Origin of the sequence: Paenibacillus sp. Soil766, from assembly GCF_001428105.1 — a bacterium.
In the GTDB taxonomy this organism is placed as follows: Bacteria; Bacillota; Bacilli; order Paenibacillales; family NBRC-103111; genus Paenibacillus_E.
In genome coordinates this window covers 57,376-78,209 of record NZ_LMSJ01000018.1, presented here as the reverse complement: position 1 = coordinate 78,209, position 20,834 = coordinate 57,376, and the positions used below count along the sequence as shown (strand labels likewise).

At 39.2% G+C, this 20,834-nt stretch carries 14 protein-coding genes; 7 read left to right on the top strand and 7 right to left on the bottom strand.

Annotated features, from left to right (window positions below):
* The first annotated feature begins 48 nt into the window (after positions 1–48).
* The 7 genes from ASG89_RS14890 to dptH all read left to right on the top strand — a co-directional run bounded on the left by ASG89_RS14890 (position 49) and on the right by dptH (position 13,259).
* Positions 49–831 carry a sirohydrochlorin chelatase gene (locus ASG89_RS14890; protein ID WP_057311501.1) on the top strand — a complete coding sequence of 261 codons (783 nt, stop codon included), beginning with the start codon at positions 49–51 and terminating at the stop codon, positions 829–831.
* Between the two features lie 52 nt (positions 832–883).
* On the top strand, positions 884–1,813 hold the full coding sequence (locus ASG89_RS14885) for a diacylglycerol kinase (protein WP_235549772.1): 930 nt from the start codon (positions 884–886) through the stop codon (positions 1,811–1,813).
* A 58-nt stretch (positions 1,814–1,871) separates the two neighbouring features.
* Positions 1,872–3,425, top strand: coding sequence for a 23S rRNA (uracil(1939)-C(5))-methyltransferase RlmD (gene rlmD, locus ASG89_RS14880; protein ID WP_082593242.1), 1,554 nt, complete (start codon positions 1,872–1,874; stop codon positions 3,423–3,425).
* 268 nt (positions 3,426–3,693) lie between these two features.
* Positions 3,694–3,879 (top strand): hypothetical protein, encoded by a 186-nt coding sequence (locus ASG89_RS37680; protein ID WP_235549775.1) that lies wholly within the window; start codon positions 3,694–3,696, stop codon positions 3,877–3,879.
* A gap of 423 nt (positions 3,880–4,302) precedes the next feature.
* The gene (dptF, locus tag ASG89_RS14870) at positions 4,303–6,579 is read left to right on the top strand and encodes a DNA phosphorothioation-dependent restriction protein DptF (protein WP_235549768.1); all 2,277 of its coding nucleotides are present in this window, start codon (positions 4,303–4,305) and stop codon (positions 6,577–6,579) included.
* A 7-nt stretch (positions 6,580–6,586) separates the two neighbouring features.
* On the top strand, positions 6,587–7,969 hold the full coding sequence (gene dptG, locus ASG89_RS14865) for a DNA phosphorothioation-dependent restriction protein DptG (RefSeq protein ID WP_057311498.1): 1,383 nt from the start codon (positions 6,587–6,589) through the stop codon (positions 7,967–7,969).
* Positions 7,950–13,259, top strand: a complete 5,310-nt coding sequence (gene dptH, locus ASG89_RS14860) for a DNA phosphorothioation-dependent restriction protein DptH (RefSeq protein WP_057311497.1) — start codon at positions 7,950–7,952, stop codon at positions 13,257–13,259. Before dptG ends, dptH begins: the two co-directional genes overlap by 20 nt.
* Positions 13,260–13,296: 37 nt before the next feature.
* On the opposite strand, the gene ASG89_RS14855 is transcribed toward dptH, so the two are convergent.
* From ASG89_RS14855 to dndC, 7 genes are read right to left on the bottom strand one after another with little or no spacing between them, the layout of a single operon-like run.
* Positions 13,297–13,671, bottom strand: coding sequence for a hypothetical protein (locus tag ASG89_RS14855; protein WP_057311496.1), 375 nt, complete (start codon positions 13,669–13,671; stop codon positions 13,297–13,299).
* A gap of 4 nt (positions 13,672–13,675) precedes the next feature.
* Complete coding sequence (dndD, locus tag ASG89_RS14850; RefSeq protein ID WP_057311495.1) at positions 13,676–15,691, bottom strand: DNA sulfur modification protein DndD; 2,016 nt, start codon at positions 15,689–15,691, stop codon at positions 13,676–13,678.
* A gap of 4 nt (positions 15,692–15,695) precedes the next feature.
* Complete coding sequence (locus ASG89_RS14845) at positions 15,696–15,890, bottom strand: DNA modification system-associated small protein (protein WP_057311494.1); 195 nt, start codon at positions 15,888–15,890, stop codon at positions 15,696–15,698.
* Positions 15,891–15,918: 28 nt separating this feature from the next.
* Positions 15,919–17,052 carry a cysteine desulfurase family protein gene (locus ASG89_RS14840; protein WP_057311493.1) on the bottom strand — a complete coding sequence of 378 codons (1,134 nt, stop codon included), beginning with the start codon at positions 17,050–17,052 and terminating at the stop codon, positions 15,919–15,921.
* Complete coding sequence (gene dndE, locus ASG89_RS14835; RefSeq protein WP_057311492.1) at positions 17,049–17,435, bottom strand: DNA sulfur modification protein DndE; 387 nt, start codon at positions 17,433–17,435, stop codon at positions 17,049–17,051. The genes ASG89_RS14840 and dndE overlap by 4 nt, the downstream gene beginning before the upstream one ends.
* The gene (dndD, locus tag ASG89_RS14830) at positions 17,410–19,443 is read right to left on the bottom strand and encodes a DNA sulfur modification protein DndD (RefSeq protein ID WP_057311491.1); all 2,034 of its coding nucleotides are present in this window, start codon (positions 19,441–19,443) and stop codon (positions 17,410–17,412) included. The genes dndE and dndD (ASG89_RS14830) overlap by 26 nt, the downstream gene beginning before the upstream one ends.
* A complete protein-coding gene (dndC, locus tag ASG89_RS14825) occupies positions 19,440–20,783 on the bottom strand; it encodes a DNA phosphorothioation system sulfurtransferase DndC (protein WP_414813268.1) in 1,344 nt (447 codons plus the stop codon). The genes dndD (ASG89_RS14830) and dndC overlap by 4 nt, the downstream gene beginning before the upstream one ends.
* Between the last annotated feature and the right edge of the window lie 51 nt (positions 20,784–20,834).

The window sequence follows — 20,834 nt, the reverse complement described above, 5'->3', positions numbered from 1 at the left end:
GTTAGCATAGGAAGATAGGCTTAGTTCGTACGGGTGGGGGAAGTTGGAATGAGATTATATGGTGTGCTGGTCATTAGCCACGGATCCCGTGATGAGGGTTGGGTGCAGCTGGTGGAGGATGCCGTGAATGCGGTTCGGATGCCGGATGGCATGCCCATTTATGCGTCATATTTGGAACTTGTCGAGGGTAAATTGATACAAGATGGCATCTATCGTTTAGAGGCGCAAGGCGTGACCGATATCATCGTCGTTCCGCTGTTCGTGTCCTCTGGGAGTACACATATTGATGAGATTAGCTACGCGTTGGGGGTTATTGCTGAGCCGGTGCTCGAAACCGACATGGAGCTCTTAGATATTCGCGCGCGCATTCACTTCACGTCGCCGATTGATGATCATCCCGATATTGCAGCTATTCTTTATGGCAAAATCCAAGAGCTTTCCGAGTCGCCGGAGGAAGAGATCCTGCTATTGGTGGGGCATGGGAGTAAGGAAGAGGGCTTCCACCAGAAGTGGCGCCAAGGTTTAGAACAGCTCGCGGAGCGGGTAAAGGTATTAGGTGGCTTCGCCGAGGCGGATATTGCCATGCTTTTGCCGGATCAACTGTCTTCGAGGCTAGCCTGGTGGACACGTGAGAAGCCAACGTATAAGGTGATTGTTGCACCGCTTTTTCTAAGTGAAGGGTATTTTACACAGAAAGTGGTTCCTTCCCGATTGGAAGGGTTCGCATATAAGTATCATGGACGGGCTTTGTTGCCTAGTCTGCAAATTTCCAAATGGATGGAGGGGCAGATTGCCTCCGTATTCCCATACGATGAACAGGGGATGACATAGAGTGGTCAAACGAGCACGATTGATCTACAATCCGACTTCAGGCCGGGAAGAAATGAAGAAAAGATTGCCTGAAATCCTCCAACGCTTAGAGCGCGGCGGGTTCGAGACCTCCGCTCATGCGACCATCGGTGAAGGAGATGCCACACTCGCAGCGGCCGAGGCCGTGAGTCGCGGATTCGACCTCATCATCGCGGCAGGCGGCGATGGCACGATCTGCGAAGTCGTCAACGGCATGGCCGAGAGAGAAGGCAGACCGCCGCTGGGCATTTTGCCGCTCGGGACGACGAATGATTTTGCGCGTGCGCTCGGTATCCCCAAGAACTTGGAGTATGCCTGCGACCTGATCATTCAGCAGTATGCAACTTCTATCGATGTAGGCAAAATCAACAACCGCTACTTCATCAACATCGCTGGGGGCGGCTCGATGACCGAGCTGACGTATGAAGTCCCGAGCAAGCTCAAAACCATGATCGGCCAGTTGGCCTATTATATGAAGGGACTCGAGAAGCTGCCTAGGCTGAAGCCAATTGAGCTCTATATCAAAGCCGGCGATCGCGAGATGCATGAAGAAGTCATGCTCTTCCTCGTGGGCAACACCAACTCCGTTGGCGGCTTCGAGAAGTTGGCTCCGGAAGCCAATATTAATGATGGCATGTTCGATGTCATTATTTTGCGAAAATGTAACCTGGCCGAATTCATCCGCATCGTTACACTCGCGCTCCGCGGCGAGCATTTGAATGATCCGAACTTGATCTATTTTCAGACGAATCATATTGAAATTAACTCTCCGGACTACGTTCAGTTGAATCTCGACGGTGAGTTTGGCGGAACATTGCCATGTGTGATGACGAATTTGCAGAGCCATTTGCAAGTGATCGTGGATGAGTCGGGGCAGTCGATATATAAAAAGAAATTTCTTGAGGCATTGACCACGCCGTTTCATTTGAAGGGGCATGGAAATGGGCATGATGAGGTTGAGTAGGTAGTAAAGACCCAAATATTAACATGATTAATTTTAGCTAGAATTAAGTGAGGGAAATATGAGAGCAAAAGGTACATCTGGCTCCGCGCCAGGTAAACATAGAGGTAGTGGCAGGTCGGCAGGGAATAAAGGGAATGGTAACAACAGAGGGAAGAAAGAAGTGCCCGCTTGGATGGCAGGCTTGCCTGTTCAGAGCGGACAGCAATACGAGGCTGAGATCATTGGGATCAGCCATGATGGCGAAGGGGTAGGCCGTGTGAATGGCTTTACCCTTTTTGTCGCGGGGGCGCTGCCGGGTGAGCGTGCGCTTGTACGCGTGGAACATTTGAAGAAACAGTATGGGTATGCTGCTTTGGTAGAGCTGCTAGCAGTGAGTCCGGATCGCGTGGCTCCCGACTGTGGGATTTATGATGAGTGCGGCGGGTGTCAGTTGCAGCATTTGAGTTATGAGGCGCAGCTGCGCGTGAAGCGGCAGCAGGTTGTTGATAATTTAGTGCGGATTGGGAAGTTGGGGGTGGCGGGGGAGCCGACACTTAGCCGAACCGGTGAAAGCGGAGATGAAGAGCAAGGTCAAGGGATTATTGTTCATCCCACGCTTGGGATGAGCGATCCGTGGAGATATCGGAACAAGGCTCAGGTTCCTTTTGGGGAAGAGCGGGGCGGCCTCATCGGCGGTTTCTATGCGCAAGGCAGTCATCGGATAATTGATATGGAGGCTTGTCTGATTCAGCACGAGGCGAACGACGAAGTCGTTGCACGTGTGAAAGAGATCGGCTCGCGCTTAGGAATTCGCGCTTATAGTGAAGAGACGGGGACTGGGCTTCTGCGCCATGTCGTCGTCAAAGTCGGCTTCCGCTCGGGCGAAGTCATGGTCGTATTGGTGACCAATGGGACGGAGATTCCGCGTGTGGACGAGTGGATTGCTGGCATTCGCGAGGCTCTGCCTGCGGTGAAGAGCATTTGTCATAACATTAATGTGAGACAGACCAATGTTATTTTTGGGGATGAGACGCGCACTCTGTGGGGCAGCGAGGTCATCTATGACTATATCGGCGATGTGAAATTTGCTATTTCCGCGCGATCCTTCTTTCAAGTGAACCCCGTCCAGACGGAAGTCTTGTACGGGAAAGCTTTGGAGTACGCCGCGTTGACCGGCGATGAGGTTGTGGTCGATGCCTATTGCGGCATCGGCACGATCTCCCTGTTCCTTGCGCAGCGCGCGGGACAGGTGTACGGCGTCGAGATCGTCGAAGAGGCGATCTCCGATGCACGTAAGAATGCCGAGTTAAACGGCATGACGAACGTGCACTTTGAGGCAGGACCCGCCGAGGTCGTCCTGCCGGAGTGGACACGTCAGGGCGTTCGGCCTGACGTGATCGTGGTCGACCCGCCGCGCAAGGGCTGCGACCCGGCGCTGCTGGCGACCATCCTCGAGCTGCGGCCGCGGCGCGTGGTGTACGTGTCGTGCAGCGCATCGACACTCGCGCGCGACCTGCGCGTACTGGTCGATGGCGGTTACGGCGTCGCGGAGGTGACGCCGGTGGATATGTTTCCGTGGACGGTGCATGTGGAGTCGGTAGCTTTATTGGTGAGGAATGGTACAGAGAGCTGATATTGTAGTGGTGGAGCTGTTTTTACTAGTACAGATGAGATGAAAATGTGAAAAGAGACTTGAAATTAATGAGTTGGCTGAATGTTGATGAAATCAATAGATTAGTTAGAAAAACACCTGATATGTAAGCGAGACCACTGAAGAAGTCCAATTTTAAAAAAGGTGTAGTATTCTCTCGAAAATTTGAGGAGACTGCACCTTTTTTCTTGTATACTTTTAGGCATCATGGGAAAAGAGTGAGCCGAGTGATCAAAAACAGCAGACTTTGGTGTTAAGTCCTTACATTGAACTCTATAACCTGATTGTACCCAAAGATAATTTGCTTCGCCATATCAATGAACTCGCGGATTTTTCTGTGGATTATTATAGTCCTCAAGTGATTGCTCATGTGGAGGACTGGGAGCGAAAGGTAGGCGGAAATGTGAAGGAATATGTTTTTTTTATTATAAAGTAGAGATATGTCTATTTTTTATGAGTGAGGGTAGAACTAGATGGTGTAATGACCAATACCAAATGTGTTTAAATAGAATTATTAAGGTTATTATGTAGAATAGATATACTGTGAAGTAGATATTAATTCCGTCTAAAGCAGTAATTATTGAAATAATTTGGCACTCTTTAGGATTTAATCACATGAGTAAAATAGGTTAGCTATAGAGCATGTTCAAAATGGTGTGATAGGTACTGAATAAGAAGAGTTGGCCAAAGTTTGAACTAGATTGTACTCTCCGGAATTGGAAAAGGTTAGCTTGGTAATAGTTGGTAAATATTTATCGATTCAACATCTTACATGTATTTTGAGTTAATATAGTAATAACCAAAGTCGAGAAAATGATTAAAGTGTGCAAATGATATATTAATTTGGAGTTGATTAGTCTTGTCTCAACCAATAACAGAACTTATAACGTTTATTGAGCAGCTCAACCAAGACGCTGCAGTTAGTGCGAAGAAAATGGAAGAGTTAATATACCAAGATCCAAGTAGTTCTATTGTAAAAGCCAGAGTATTTGCCGAAGAAATATTAAAAAGAGTATTCGAACTTGAAAATTTGAGTTTGCCGCCGCAATCATCCCTTAATGATAAAATTATTTTTTTAAGCAATGGTGGATATATTACCTCGGAAGTGCAGAATGGGTTTCATACTATTAGAATGACGGGGAATAAGGCAGCTCACACTGCCAATTATGATGATCTGAGTGAAGCGATAATGCTTCATAAGATTGTCTACAAAATCGCTGTTTGGTTCTATGAGATATACACAACATTACAACTTACCGTTCCTTCGTATGAGTATCCTAAACCACCTGCTAAAGCTTCTGAGGAGCTCCAAGATTTTAAAAAAGAAGTGTTTCAATTACTTGCAAATATACAGTCAGGAAAAGGTGATCAGTCAGAGCGGACTGTTACTCAACCTGTCGTAACCGGAGATGAGGGGCTTTTTAAGGCTGATCTTTCTGAACGTGAGAGCTATCTAATGCGTGAGCTGAGGCGGCTTAAAGATTCATCAAAAGAAGCTATTGAAAATGCCAATGCATTTAGCAAATATAAAGAATACCTACACGTTGAAAGGAAAGTTCAACTTGATCTAGAGAAGAGTCTCACTAAAAACGAGATTCTTCAAAAGCCAAGTTTAATTTTGTTGTGCGGAAGTGTTGGTGATGGTAAGTCGCACTTATTAGCCTACTTAAAAGAAAACAAGCCGCAGCTATTACAGGACTACCAAGTGTTCAACGATGCGACGGAAAGCTTCTCTCCAACAAAGGATGCAATGGAGACTTTGAGGGAAGTGTTAGAAGATTTCTCGGATCAAAAGATTGGAAGCTCCGATAAAAAAGTAATCTTGGCCATTAATCTGGGTGTTCTTCATAATTTCATTAATTTACAGCATGAAAGCGTTACTTTTAATCGGTTAAAAGGCTTCATCTCAAACAGTGGGTTGTTTTCACAAAAAATTATTACTTGGTTCAGTGAAGAGTTCTTTGACCTCATTAGTTTTAGTGACTACCGTTCATATGAGTTAACAGAAAGAGGAGCAGAATCGAAGTTTTTTAGTGAAATCCTTTCTAGAGTGTTTGCTGAGAAATCGTTCAATCCTTTCTTTCTCGCATATAAAGAGGATTTAAACAATTCTAATCAAACGATGGTGCATGAAAATTATCGGTTTTTACAGAACGCTTTTGTTCAGAAACAAATCGTACAGTTAACAATCGAGGCGATTATACGCAATAAAATCGTGATATCGGCCAGGGCATTTCTAAATTTTATTGCGGATTTGATTATTCCTGACATTCAAACTCCGGTACGGTTCATTGATCAGTTTGAAAGGCTGGAACAATCGGTTCCTACGCTGCTATTCAAGCGAAGAGAGCGATCGTTTATATTGAAAGCGATGTATGAATTAGATCCACTTCACTCCCGTTCTTCCTTCACGGATCAGTTAATTATCGATTTGAACACATTGAGTGACTGGTCAAATGTTACAAATGATTTCATTAGTGATCAAACTGCACAACTGTGGATAATGCCTTTTAGGAATGATAGCGATGGTTCTTTGAGTGGTGAATCATTTGTTCAGTTCTCTGAAACGATAATTCGGCTGTCTTTTCTTACAAATGAGAAATACGCTAGGCAAATAAAAAGTCAGGTGTTTAATAATTATTTAAGACGCCTCTATGATTTCAACCATGGAAGAACTGCAGGGATAAGATCGTTCTATGATGAGTTTAAAGATGTGATTCAGAAATGGAAAGGGACACCGCTAAAAGACTACGTTTATTTAAGTAAACAGACAGAAACAATTCGGATAGCTCAAAAATTAAATCTAAAGCCTAACGTCAGCCACCTACAATTTGTTCAAGAAGAGGTTCTTGAGACATTCAAGCCAACTTTATCGCTAGCTTATAATATTGGCAAGGATGAACCAATTCCAATAGAGGTGGATTTTGCTCTCTATGAGCTATTGCAACAGGTGTTACGGGGTTATTGTCCTAATAAAAAAGACGAAGAAGACGCAATAAATTTCGTGGAATTTGTTGACAAAATGATGAATTATGGAGAAAAATCCAAAGAGTTAATTGTTCATTATCCGAATGATGGTCGATTCTATAAATTGTACAAAGATGATTTTGGTTCTTTTGTATTTGAAAAGGAGTAATTCTCAGATGACATTATCGTTAGATGTAATTAAACTAAGGAGCTTGCTTAGTAAAAAGAAGCACGAAACGGGAAAAGTAGCGGATATTCTTCCGTTTGTTGCGACCAATGGCAAAGATTTAAATAATGATTTCGGTGATTTGATTGGTGAGTATGTTCGCCAGATATGTGGACATGTGGTTAAGAAAAAACCTGCAAGTAAAGATCAACTTGAATTCGAAGACCCACTGATTTCACAGTTAACCGGTCAAATCGAATTTAAGAATGAGTCTCAAATAGACTTAGAGCGATTCTTGAGACAATATTTATATAGTCAAAACAACAATATGAAAGTGTTCCATCCCTACATTTATAATTTTATCCCCGTACCTGAAAAGGATACTTACCGTAAATATGCCATATTCTTATCAGAAATCCTAGTGCAAGATGAAATTGAGATGAAAAATATTTTTACTAACAAAAATGCGGATGACATTCTGACTGAGTTAGTTCTTAAGAATCTAGAATTAAAGGCTATAAATAATAGCGATTCAAGAAAGTATCAGCTCCTGTTACCTTTTCTTTCGTCTCTGTATAAAGAAGATATAATGTTTATTAGTAAGTACCAAGATTATTTTCTTTCAAATTTCACCCTTTTAACTCACTTCTATTCCTTTATGTATATTTGTCAATTGCTTCTAAAATTTGAACGCTTTGAAAAAGGAGAGTACAGCGAGGCTTCTACAATTTATTTTGCTTTAGAGTGGGAAGCAGTGAGTAAACGCAGGAAGGCATCGGAAGCGGAGGGGTTCCAAGGTCTAAAGAAGAAACTCCCTCATTTATTCGTTCATGTGCATACGATGTCTCAGCTTAGTCATATCCAATCTGAAACAGCTAAAGAAAATCCTAGTTTCTTAACTTACAGAGATATTCATGACCAAATTAAAGAAGATCAAGAGATGAATTACAACTATCTTAACGATCTGAAAATTTGGATCCAAGATTATTCAAAGTTATTTTTGTCAGATGATGAAATCATCAGCGAGAGTCCTACAAACATAGAAAGCGCTATGGGGATTTTATTTGATAGTATAAAAAAAGGAACCAATACAGAAGTTGCTGAGAGATATGGTAAAAAGCTCGAAGGATTTGGTGGAAAGACATTTATAAAGAATCGCGGCAGTCTAGGACAAGTATTAAATATAAACCAAGAGATGCTTCTGCTTCTAACGACGGTTTGTGTGAAAAACGAGAGAATGCCTGTAAATAAATTGTTTGAGGAGTTCTCCAAACGAGGGGTGAACTTTGATCGTTTATCTAAAAAAGCAATCATCGAGCTATTTGATTCATTAAATATTCTCGACAAAAAAAGCGATAGCGGAGATGCTCAATATGTCAAACCCATTCTTTAATAAAATTTCAGGATTATTACTTGAATACTTTAGAACGGAAAGTGTTACAGCGGGAGATCGGTATTATTTACAGTTGGATCGTCAGGATGATGTCGAAGGGTTGTTAGAGTCATTTAGGCTCCAATCTAATGTAAGTGCGTTTGTTTATAAACATGAAATGGGTGAACCTTACGAAACATTTGCAATCGAAATCCAAGATGTTCAGCTTGTAGTGGCCTCGACATCTGACATTGTTAAGCCAGATTTTCTTGTTACACTACGAAATCAGGTTGGAGAACAAGGTGGAGTGTGGAAAAAAACTGCATTACTGAGCGTTGTATCCATGCAACTTGATTCAATTCAAGGTGGAAGTAGTGACCTTCAAAAAGAGGGCATGCCCTTACATGCGCAAACTTTAGTAGGACGTCTTAAGAAAGAAATAGAGAATAGTACGCTTAACAAAGTCGAACAAATTATGCTACTAGACCGCATGGATCTTATATTGAGTGAGCAGATATTTCAACATATTACCTTCTTCGATTTTGAAGAAATCTTTACTCTCCTTGCCGCAGGATCGATCAAAGAAGAGGACTATAAGCTTTTAGGTCTATTTAAGGACGATGAATTAGATACCTTTACTGGAAATAAGCTCAGGGACCGCATTGAGTTAAATCGTGAGCTATTTGATTTTGTGAAAAGGTTTCATGATTATGGATTAGACGTTGAAGAATTAGAAAATAAATTTACTTCAAAAGGAAAAGATAAGCTTGAAAAAGGAAACTGGTCAGATACATCCTTCTCGGATGTCTTAAAGCATCACAATGAAATGCTGGAACAGAGAGTGAAGACGAAAGTCGAACTAAAGTCATTTGACTCAAAAGATGATGTAATTATTTGGAACAGACCGGTTAAAGAGACATCAGCGGGAGAAAGAAAACGACATATTATTATTTTCAATGTAAATAAAAAAGAAGAGATCAATTTAACCGCTACGTTTGGGTTTGAAGGTGGGGAAGCCAAAAGTCTCCAGGAGAATTATGTGAGGTCCAAGAACTCGGATGTTATTGTTACTGTGGCACGTACAACAATGACAATTAAAGTGAAAACACAAACCAATGGTTGCACATTTGCTAAGGTTGACTATAAACATAATAATAAGCCAACTTTGGGTGCTGAGTTTAATATTTTAGTTTTACCAATAGACTCATTTCTTCTTGATCCCTATAAGACATCTTATTTGATCGATACATCAATGCAATTAATTACTATTCAATATGAGGGCAGTACGATTGTCCTCGGTGATGGTTTAAATCAAAATATTATTGAAATTAATTCAGATGGTCAGGAGATCTTGTTGAACCCTGATGACAAACTAATCATTGAGCCACATGCAGAAGCATTTAATGACGATGAGGAACTGATCATAAATATCAAATTGGTCGAAGAGAACCTGCAGCTTCCGATCAAGTTAATTAATGAGCTCCCGGAATCAACACCTATAACGGGGGCTAGAATATGGCGATTAAAGCGAGAAATGCAGAGGGATTTCGAATGGAAAAGTAATAAACTCATGCTCGGAAATAGAGAGTTCTATTTAAACTCCGATTACAGGCACTTTTTTGAATGGGAAACCGAATGGCGTGAAAGAGGTTATAAATGCGCGGATTTTGAATCGGGTAGCCTTGTAAATGTAGATCTAGAACTTAGTGATTTGATGAGGGAAGCATATAGTCGTTATATAAATCAATATAATGTCATTCAAAACATTCCAAGTTTAACTGTATATTCTCAAGAATTGATAAAAAGGGCGGAAGAATATTTAACTGTGTATGTTAACGAGATAAAAGCGTTTGTCAGTAACAAGGAGGCTGGGAGAAAGGGAAGAGATCTCTTTAAACTGGGGGTTATTAAATCCAATAATTGTATTTATTTTACACCTTATCATCCACTAATTGTAGCCTATCAGCTCCAACTAAACACCCAATTATCCAATGAGGAAGTGGAGACTAATATACTTAATAGGCTAAGACCCGATGGGTTAGTTCCATTCATTTATGACTTTAATGATGATGATAGACTTTATAAACCAGATCCACAAATGTCAGCAATGGAATGGATGGTCTACAAGCCTGTAAATCAAGTTTCGATTACAGATGCAAACAAGTACCTTGCCAAAGTTATCGAAGATAAATTAAAACAATTTGAAGAACATTTTGGATATCTGTTTAGTGAAAGCTCACGTGCACCATTACAAATCAATCTAATCAACATTGAAAATGATGGAGAAGTATTAAGAGGAATTATACAATGGATGCTACGTACAATTGGAGAAAAAGGTGCTGATGCCCTAAAAAATATCGAATTAACACTTTACCGAGCTAATAATGCTGAAAGTGCATTTGATCGTTTTTCAAGGCTTGATTCTATCGCCGCTATTGAAGAAATGTTTTCAATAAACCTTGTATCCAAACAATACGACTCACATGATCTGATGAGAATCATAAGAAACAAACTCAATTATTACAAGCAAAACGTAGATCAAGACTATAGATATGCGCATATTTCATTCTACAAGATGATGGCTCAAGAAAAGGATGCTCTGCAACTAATGAGCGATATGGAGTCTGGAATTGCATTGGATGGTTTGTACTCGTTTGTACCTTCAATGAAGTCAGAAGAGAATTATCGAAGTGGTTTTGGAATAAAAGGTTATGAAATTGATGATGGCAACCTCCTCATGGAGACTGTCTATTACATTAATGAATTAGCTGCTAATCTGCGGAACTCTGGTAGTGATGCTTATCGTAAAGGAGAATCTATTTTCTCTAGAACTACGACAGCGGATGAGAAGACATTGGAGAAGATCTTCCAGATCTCATATTGGGTTACGTTTATCGATTCGAATATAGATTTAGAGTTTTTCAATAGCTACAAGAATTTAGTTGTCATTCATTACAATGATCAATATTCTACGTCAAATAAATATGATGCAATTACAGTTACGGATAAATCTCAGCAGTATTATTCTGTAATTAAAGAGGTTCTTGCTGCTAAAAAAGTTGAAGTAAATGAGCAGAGTGTTATAAATACTGTAAGAGCATTTAATACCTTTAATGGTGAATGGCTGTTACGGATTATTGGCAGCAAGGGGCATTATTCGAGAGAAAAATTGAGTATTATATCCGCAATTAAGTTCTCTTTATCTTATTTTGATCATTTGAATATACTTTGGGTGCCGATCTCTTTAGAAGAAATTTTAAGGGTAGCGGGAGCAGTTAGCTTGAATAAATCAGAAGGTGTCTTTACTGCCAAAAATCTAGGCGTGAAAGGTGCTCATAGTGATGACCTGCTATTGATTGGTTTAGAGGAACGTAAAGGTCAACTAGTTATGCACTTTTATCCAGTTGAAGTAAAGATAGGAATCAACAATGGATCAGTCTTAGATAAGGCTAAGGCGCAGGTAAAGCATACCAAACAGTTAATTATTAGCGCTTTATCAGAAAATAGCGAAAAGCGATTCACAAGTAGATTCTATCGTTACTTTTTTGTTCAACTGTATATTACAAATGCATACAAACTATATAGTAGTGAATTTTGGCCTCAACGCATAGGCTATAATCTGTCATTTGCTACTATTGAACGACTCTTGAAAGATGATTTAGCTTTAGATAGTGATATACACAAAATAATCGGTGAAGGGGCAGTTCTGTCATTTCAAAGGGATGCCTACCATAGAAGCTCTAAGTTGGAAGATGGCATAACCTATCTGAATCTAACAGAGGATGATGGTTATAGTGGGCTGACGAAATCCATGGAGGATATGCGCCATTGGATTCAGGATAAAAACAATGATTTTATTAAGGAACGTATGCTGTCGTACTTGTATAACTACAATGGAGAAAGTCCCATTGAAAGTAGGCCAACTAGTGGATCAGTTTTATTAAATATATCATCAGAGAGCACCAGCTCATTAGAACCTCCAGTAGAACCAACTGAGCTTAAGGAGTCAGTTGAGGCGTTAAAGAGTCCAAAGGGGCTCATAGAATCTATAGAGTCCATAGAGCAACCTACTTTGCCTGAGGAGTCCATGACACCAGTAGATCCACCAACAATGGAGATTAAAAAGTTAGTAGATTTACCAAGGGATCCAGAAGGACCACTGTGTAATCAGAAACCAGTCAAAGCCGATCTGCAGCAAGCGAGGATATTGTTAGGTAGAGCAGAAAACAGCAATCGAGAATTGTATTGGGAATTTGGTCATAAAGATCTAGCCAACAGACACTTACTGATTTCCGGGAAATCGGGGCAGGGTAAGACATATTTAATGCAGTGTTTACTCTTGGAGCAATCAAAGTTAGGCATATCAAATATTGTTATCGATTATACGGAAGGGTTTCTTCCTAATCAACTTGAATCGGAATTTGTAAACTTTATGGGGGCTAAATTAACTCAGAGAATTGTTTTCACAGAAAAATTCCCGATTAATCCATTCCGAAAAAATGTTCGCGATATTGGCGGGGCGATGCTTCCCGAGGACAATACTGATGTGGCTGAACGAGTTAAAAGTGTTTTTGGTACAGTTTATAAGTCACTTGGTATTCAACAGCTTAATGCGATTTATGAGGCAGTATTAAACGGTCTAGAAGCACATGACGAAAAATTCAACCTTCCATTATTGAAGGAGGCACTGGAGGCTGACAACTCAAGTTATTCAAAAACGGCCCTTTCACAAATTCGTCCATTTATCGACCGTAATCCCTTTGCAAATGAAGACTCTATGGAGTGGACAGATTTGTTTGAAGGTGACGGGAATGTATTTATTATTCAATTGACAGGTTATCCACGTGATGTTCAACTTATTCTGACTGAGTTTATTTTGTGGGATTTATGGAATCACTCAGTTAGAAATGGTAGAAAGAATAACCCGATACCAGTAGTTCTTGACGAAGCTCAGAACTTAGACCATGGAGAGAAATCACCCTCTACGAAAATTCTAACGGAAGGTCGAAAGTTTGGTTGGTCGGGCTGGTTTGCTACACAATTTCTTAAAGCTCAACTCGGAAATGATGAGTTGGCTAGGTTGCAAAATGCTTCACAGAAGATTTATTTTGCACAGCCTGAACAAGAGATCTCCTATATAGCTAGTAACTTGGCAAATGATCAAAGTGAAAAGAAAAAGATCGAACAGCGTCTTGCAGCCCTGAAGAAGGGGCAATGTATTGTAAATGGACAATCTTTAAAAGAAAATGGAGAGTTGTCTTCCCCAGTAGTTACCGTAATTGATATTACTCCACTTAAATATCGAATCTAAATAAATAAAGAAGAGTGCCCGCGGCACTCTTCTTTATTTATTGTAAGATCTTTATGCGAAAGTCTTCTAGTGACGTTTGGTCAGTGAGGTTTCTTTTAATCACACGGAGTCCTACTTCAATATATAGAAGAAAGAAGTCACTTACTTCATCATCATTTAGAGCTTGATTTTGTTCATTAATAATAAGATGCTTGAAGAGAATATAATCTTTATCTTTAATCAAACCTTCTCCGATTGTCCATTTGTCCTTATTATCCTTGAATTGTTCCAAACCTTCGTTCTTAACCCCCTGGGTTATTCCTTTTGCAAGAGCAATTTTTAATGCCAATGGTCGTTCAATCTCTAGTGCATCACATAAGGATTCTAGGATCTCTTTTCCACTTCCAGATAGATTTCTTTTTCGATTGGACATGGTATCACACCTTTATGAAGTCAAAGTAACCATCTCGAATAACGGTATACTTTTTTTCTTGATTATAGTCAAGCATGTATTGTTTATACGAATGTTTTTTCATTAAGTCAACATATTCTCTTGTAATTTCAGTATCGGTGGATAAAATGATAACCTGTTCACTTAGATTCTTGTAGTAATGATTAATAAGATGATTGCGATGATAGCTGTCCAGCCGTCCTAAAGGAGTATCAATTACCATGGGTAATGAAAGGTCTGATGCTTTTGTGAGAGCCCATATCAATGCTGAAGCGATCATTTGCATCTCTCCTGCAGAACGATCCTGGATACTTATTTCCTGTTGACGTTCATTGTAGAGGCGAATGGTGTAAGTATTGATATCAAATTCAATTTTCCCAAATTCCTCTTGTTTCCTGAACAAGGTCAACAGCATTCTTGCAAACTCTTCCTTGATAAATTCAGCTTTCATTTGAGTCATTTGTTGAACGTATTGTTGCATAGCCTTTTCTAATTTAGTAACGGTGGCAAGTCTGGATTTTAGCTGTTCGCTATCTGCGGCGTCACCCGATTTTCTTGTAATATTATTCTGCTGGTTCTTCTTTTCCTCTTTTAACACATTAATTTTACTAAACAGTGATCTGTTCTTTACATCAAGTACGCCTATCTTTTTAGTCAGAAGTTCGATTTTTTCATTTTCGTCCTGAATGTCTACAGATTCAGGAGCACTTCTAAGTTCTAACTCTATTTCGTTTGAAGATAGCTGCAGCTCTTCAATACGATTAACTAATTTAATTACCGTATTCTTACTTAATCTAGGCAGTGCTATTAAGTAATTGTAATCTGATTGAGCTAGGTCATGTATTTCTTTCGCTATAGGCCGAGGAGAGGATTGGATATTGTTTTCTTTTTTCCAAAGTTCTTCTCCAATTTCCTTAAGTTGAAAAAGTTGTTCAGTCGAGAGTGGAGGGTGAATTGGGTGTTGAAGTAATTGATTAAAGAAACTATGATAAGGAGTCAATTTGGCCTCATAAACGAGTTTACGCTGCCGATTGTCAGATTCTTGACGTAGCTGATTTTGTAGAGAGAAAACTTTCTCAGCTAGAATAATCTCAACAACCTTTTCTTTCATTTGTTGATTGAGATTTATTAGCGTCAGTTTAAGCTCTGCTGCTACTTGACTCTGTTTTGAAATAATTACTTCCCGTGATCTCGAATTAAGTAGCATTTTATTATTCCTGGTTGTTTTTGCTTCTTCGAGTAATTGATCGAGATTTCTTCGGTCGGCAATTAGAACTTCACGTTTTTTTTCTGCTATTTTAATTTCATCTTCGATTTCAGATAGTTTTTTCTCGAGCGATGTAACAGCCGACTGATTTACTGCTTTTGCAAGTTCACTCTCAACAGAAGTTTTAAGTTTAGCTAAGTCACTGATTAACTGTTTATAGGCTTCGATTCCACTAATTTTATGAATAGCTTCTTTCATCTCGTTGCTATTCTGCCGAAGGATTATTTCTTTAATCTCTTCTCCATCAAATATGAAAAACGGAGCCGCGTGATAGGGAATCATTTTATCGATATAACGATTGTAGGCGGCAATATTTTCAACATTTGCAGTCTTTCCGAGACTCATCCCAGGTTTACGTACTGTTATTTCTCGATTTTCTCTAACTAAGTTTTTATTATGGTCGAAAGTCCACTTAGTTATCAGGTCCCATTCCTCACCAGAATCCATATCTAGTGTTAGGGAAATGGAACACTCACGACCACCTTCATCAAAGAATGTATTGTTAAGTACATTCGAGAATAGACGTTTATGTTCGGAGGGGGACATCCCACGTTGACCAAATAGGGCATAGTGAATTGCTTTGAGGATTGTTGTTTTACCCGCACCATTTAGTCCGCCGATAAGTATGATGTTTTTACTGCTTTCTTCACGCACCGATTTCGGAATATGCAAATTAAGCCCTTGTTGTCCATAATAGGTTTTATAGTTATATAAGAGTAACTTTTTAATAATCATTTATTTAATCACCTTTGATGTCTTTAGAATAAAAATCGATCAAACCAGTATAATCTTTCACACGAACGGTGTCAGTTGTATTCTCATACGAGAACTTCTCAGCTGACTTTAGCAACTCACTGACCATCTTTAAAGGCAAGTTATTCTCTCTACACAATTTGGAGAGTAATTGCAGTTCTTTCTCTTTTAATTTGTTCATAAAGGATCACCTTGAATTTAGTATTTTATTAGCTGCTTAGAAGATTAATGAATGTATCAATTTCTTCGATATTATTATATTTAGAGAATGATACTCGAATAGAAGATCTGACTTCATCGAGTGAGCAGCCAATGCTTTGGAGAACATGAGAAGGTTTACTGCTGCTACAGGCAGATCCACTTGAAATGGCAACGTGGGCTGCAATCTTTTTGATTAGTAGTTCATTATGGATTCCTGCAAATCGAATATTGAGTATCCCTGGAAGTTTAGGAGATGAATTTGAATTAAAATGAAGGATCTCAGAAAAATGTTGTTGAAGCTTAGAAATAAAATAAGTATCTAAGAATTCCAAATGCCTAATATTACTTTCCAAATCTCGATTTGCGATCTCAGCTGCTTTGCCAAAACCAACAATGGCAGGGACATTTAGAGTACCACTTCGATATCCGAATTCTTGGCCTCCTCCATGCAATAGAGGAGTAATAGGAGTACGAATGCCTAGCTTGTCTTTTTTAATTATGGCTGCGCCTATTCCTTTAGGACCATGTAATTTGTGTGATGACAAAGACAGGAACTGAAGCGGGAGATCGTCTAAATCGATTTTCATTTTCCCTACAACTTGAGTAGCATCACTGTGTATGGAAATAGAATGATTTTGACAAAATTCAGCTATTTCTTTGATATTGTTTAATGTTCCCAATTCGTTATTTCCCCATAAAATACTGACCATTAGGGTTGTTCGAGAGTTGCTGCTCACAAGTTCTTTAAGTTTTTCGATACTTACTCTACCAAATCGGTCTACATCCATAACCTCTATATGAAATCCTTTTGATCTTAGATGATGAACGGTATCAAGTACGGATGAATGCTCAGTTTTAGAGGTGATAATTTGTCTTTCGGTACCCCAGAATGGATCAGCAATGCCTTTTAGAATCATATTGTTACTCTCAGTTGCCCCACTGGTGAAAACGACTTCTTCGGGAATGCAGTTAAGTAACATAGCGATCTTTTCACGTGCGTAAGAGACTGCGTTTTTTGCATTTTCAGCTAAGGGATAATACTTGCTGGATGGGTTTCCATACTCTTGTTGGAGAAAGGGGAGCATGGCATCCAGCACTTCAGGATGTAAGGGCGTTGTAGCACAATTATCAAAGTAAATCATAGTTTACTTATGCCAGACTTTTCAACTAGGTTAGTGATAAATTTTTGATAGTTACCTGCGTATTGGTACTCGTTCTCGAGTAACTTACTACCTCGTTCAAGATGAGCATTAAATAGATTGGGAAAATACTCCTCATCCGTGATTTCACGCTCTTCGTGATGGGTAATAAGCGCTTTAAATACGTAATCATACGTACCAGTTAAAGTGTTTCGATTAAACTCAATACCACCAACATCTTTGCTTAATGCACTGATTTTTTTTGGTTCTCTTAGAGACAGCATTATTGCAATACGAGAAAGAATATTAGGGGTTAGCCCCGTTGAGTCTTGTAACAGTTTTAAACGATCAGCTGTTGATTTAGAAGTCTTGAGTCGAAACTGCATAACTTATATCCTCCTCCTCTAATTGAAAATGGAAGTAGTTATTACTTATTTGGACTGTTGATTCGTCGGTATTAAAATCAAGAGTATAAGTCTTAGATACAATTGGTTGAACTAACTTATAGTGCTCTGAATCGATTTCAGAATCGGTTGAGAGGATTATTGCCTGTTCTCCACATCTTGGTAGAAAGTGTTCGATAATACTCTTTTTATGAGTCTGGTCCAACCGACCAAGTAACGTATCAAAAATAAATGGTAAGCGGCGGTTTGAACACATAGCCATAGCCCAGATCGTTGATAATAGAAGGATTTGCTTTTCTCCCGCTGACAAGTTCTCTTTGAGAATCTCTTCATTTAGGGAATTGTAAAGTTTTAATTGGAAAGTCTCAGGATGTATCCACACTCGTACGACGAATAATTCTTTTCGAAACAATAGGCGCAACATTTTAGCAGCTTCCATTTCAACTTGTTGGAGTTTCTTTTTTAATTGGATAGAGCGAAAATGTCGACTGACCTCTGCGATCCGAGTGGAAATAACAAAGATATTCTCTGACTTTTTGGTTTGCATTTGCTTTTCTCTTACTCCTGTAATTACATGCTTTCGTTCCGAAATTTCTTCTGATAGTTCATCATAAATGACACTAAGTTGATTTTTGTTGTGCTCAAGACTAGTGATGCTAGACTGCGTATCTCCTAGTTGTTTTAATAATTCGTGTAGTTCGCTTGTTTCATCGTTCTCCGATATTTTTTTTCGGAGATTTTGAGATTTTTTTATTAAATCGGTATTTTCTTTGAAGCTTTCAATAATGAAATTACCGTCAAATTCATTCACTTGATGATAGATTGAGGTAATTTCAGCTTTTTGTGCAGATGATGCGCGATATATGTGTTTTGGTAATTCAAGTGAAAAGATATCTAATATTTCCTTGTGTAGCTGAATGGCTACATTTTCTCTGGAATCAACGAGCGACAGCGCGCCTTTTTTTTGTAATTGATTAAGAACCTGTGCAAACCCGTGTGGATTAAAAAGGGTTTCCATATTCTCAATTAGTTCGTGTTTTATTTCTTCCTGCATCTGATTCTGTATGACATTCAATTGATCTTTTACAAGGGCAAAAGGTAGCAAGGAAGAAATGATGTCCCTGCTCCGGTCCATCATCACTCGACGTTGCAGTTCAATTTCATTTATTTTTTGAAGCAGAGACTCTCGCTGATCTTTCATTAATCCACCATTAGTCTCATAGTTATGAATGAGTTCACGAGATAACTGGTGTTTTTCTTCAAGTTCAGAATCTGTTTCTGCCAATTGTTGGCTTACATCATCTAGGCGGAGCAATAGCTTTTCGAGTTCTTCTTCTTGTTCTAACAGATGTTGTTGTTCTCTTGAGAGACTATTATGAATATCCTCTTGCTTAATGTAAAAATTAAGATCATTTTCTAAATTTTCGAATAGATCCAAGTTGAACATGACTTTAGCGGTTTCTTTTAAATGATCGGACAATACTTCCTCTGAAATTACCTGTGCTATTCTCTCACCGTCAAACAAGCATAAATCTAGCAACTGAGGCGGTGTTTCTTCACGAAGTTTGTTCTGAAACAAGTCTTTATCCAGACTAGATAGTTCAACACGATTTTTCAGAACAATAAACTCTTCTTTTACCGCGGTTTTGGTCGGTATCCAACTTCTACGGAGTGTATATACATTTTTTTGGTAGTTTTCTACCATTTCAATATCTAATATGATGTGATATTTTGTCTCTTTGTTCTTCCTCGCATTATTATTAAGTTTAACGAGTATCTTATCGAAATAAGGGGTTGACTCTGTCTTATATCCGTAAGCAAGTGGACCGAAAAGTGCGAGCTTCACACTTTCTAATATCGTAGTTTTACCAGCGCCGTTCTTACCACCGAATAAAATAATATTTTTTTGATTCCGCTCTGTCTTCAGATCAAAATCATAGTTTCCATGGAAAGCGCCAATATTAGTTATCCGAAGTCTATTGAATTTCATTGTTTATAACCTTCCACTTTTCCAAAATGTAATTTGTCTTGATTAAGAACTCGGTTAAAGTCTTGTATAAGGCCTCGTCTTACTTTGTAACCGATATAGTTTTTTTCAATGCTTATTAATTTCTTCATGAGCTCTAAATCAATATCATACTCGTTACAAAGAAGTTCAAGATCGGTGACCTGATCGGGTTCCAAGAGAGATCTTTCATCATATTCCCAATCTAAATCTTCTCCGAAAATCTCCTGGTAAATAGTTGGCACAGAGTCATCCCAATCGCCATCTTGAAGCCAATATCTTCTAATCATTTTTAGTTCATCATCTTGAATTAACTTATAATCAGTGTCATACGGATTTGAGACTGTTTTTTGAGTCACGAGCAGTTTTCGAAGTATCATTTGACGGGCTTTTAAAGTAAATGGACCCAGTCCTAATTCCTTATCTTCGCCTTCACCTACAAAATAAATTGAACCGTTCATCCGATGTTTTTCACGATATTCACGGTTTTCACGAATATCCGAAAGCCAATTTCGGAATTCTAATAGAGGAGTAAGCCAAGATTCTCCATTCTCAATAAACCCGACTAAAGCTTTGTCTACTTTTACTACCGTACAAACCCAACAACCAAATCGGCTGTTACCGCAAGAACCAGCAGTTTCTTTAATTTCTTTATCTACGATAAGAGGACATTCGCCACCTGACGAGTTTTGGTAAAGAGCATGTAACTCATTGTTATCCGATCCCCATGGTGTCTGTCCTTGATTACTGAGGAGAAATTCCCAAACGTCATCCAGATTAAAGTCGCGTATTGGTGCGTATACGTAAGCATTTGGAAGTGTAGAGTGGCGCATGAGTGTCTTTCCATCAATGGTGTGGGATTCCATTACTTGTGCACGAGTTGCACTTTCAGAGTCCCGAACACCAAGTACCATGATGACCTCTCCAAATTGAGAGACTTTATCTAGGATAAACTTGTTAGCAGGATCAATTTTCATACGGTCTGTACACCAACGGAATTTTTGGCGAGGTGAAGGGTACCCTTTACCAATTAATGATGACCAAAAAGTCTTTTCTACTTCTGGTTTTACTTTATGTGTTTCGATTGGTAGACCCAAGTCCAGTGCAAGATTCTGAATTTGTAAAAGTGTTCGGTTAATGGAAGAAATGATAAGAGGTGTTTCTACAAGTGTATCAGATGAAATGATATAGACCTTTTTATGACGCTGTTCAGGAGCCAATCTATTAAGCGTTTCAAAGACTAGTTGTACGACTACGGAAGAATCTTTACCTCCACTATAGCCAACTACCCATGGTCGGTCATCAGATAGATATACATCTTGCATTTCTTTTATTCTTATATCATTTCGATTCGTGTTATTTAATAGTCCTAGTAA

Coding starts and splice junctions, on each gene's coding strand:
- dndE (WP_057311492.1), bottom strand. CDS start 17,435: ATGCAGTTTCGACTCAAGACTTCTAAATCAACAGCTGATCGTTTAAAA.
- rlmD (WP_082593242.1), top strand. CDS start 1,872: ATGAGAGCAAAAGGTACATCTGGCTCCGCGCCAGGTAAACATAGAGGT.
- ASG89_RS14885 (WP_235549772.1), top strand. CDS start 884: ATGAAGAAAAGATTGCCTGAAATCCTCCAACGCTTAGAGCGCGGCGGG.
- dndD (WP_057311491.1), bottom strand. CDS start 19,443: ATGAAATTCAATAGACTTCGGATAACTAATATTGGCGCTTTCCATGGA.
- ASG89_RS14855 (WP_057311496.1), bottom strand. CDS start 13,671: ATGTCCAATCGAAAAAGAAATCTATCTGGAAGTGGAAAAGAGATCCTA.
- dndD (WP_057311495.1), bottom strand. CDS start 15,691: ATGATTATTAAAAAGTTACTCTTATATAACTATAAAACCTATTATGGA.
- dndC (WP_414813268.1), bottom strand. CDS start 20,783: ATGCAAGATGTATATCTATCTGATGACCGACCATGGGTAGTTGGCTAT.
- ASG89_RS14845 (WP_057311494.1), bottom strand. CDS start 15,890: ATGAACAAATTAAAAGAGAAAGAACTGCAATTACTCTCCAAATTGTGT.
- ASG89_RS14890 (WP_057311501.1), top strand. CDS start 49: ATGAGATTATATGGTGTGCTGGTCATTAGCCACGGATCCCGTGATGAG.
- dptH (WP_057311497.1), top strand. CDS start 7,950: ATGTCAAACCCATTCTTTAATAAAATTTCAGGATTATTACTTGAATAC.
- ASG89_RS14840 (WP_057311493.1), bottom strand. CDS start 17,052: ATGATTTACTTTGATAATTGTGCTACAACGCCCTTACATCCTGAAGTG.
- dptG (WP_057311498.1), top strand. CDS start 6,587: ATGACATTATCGTTAGATGTAATTAAACTAAGGAGCTTGCTTAGTAAA.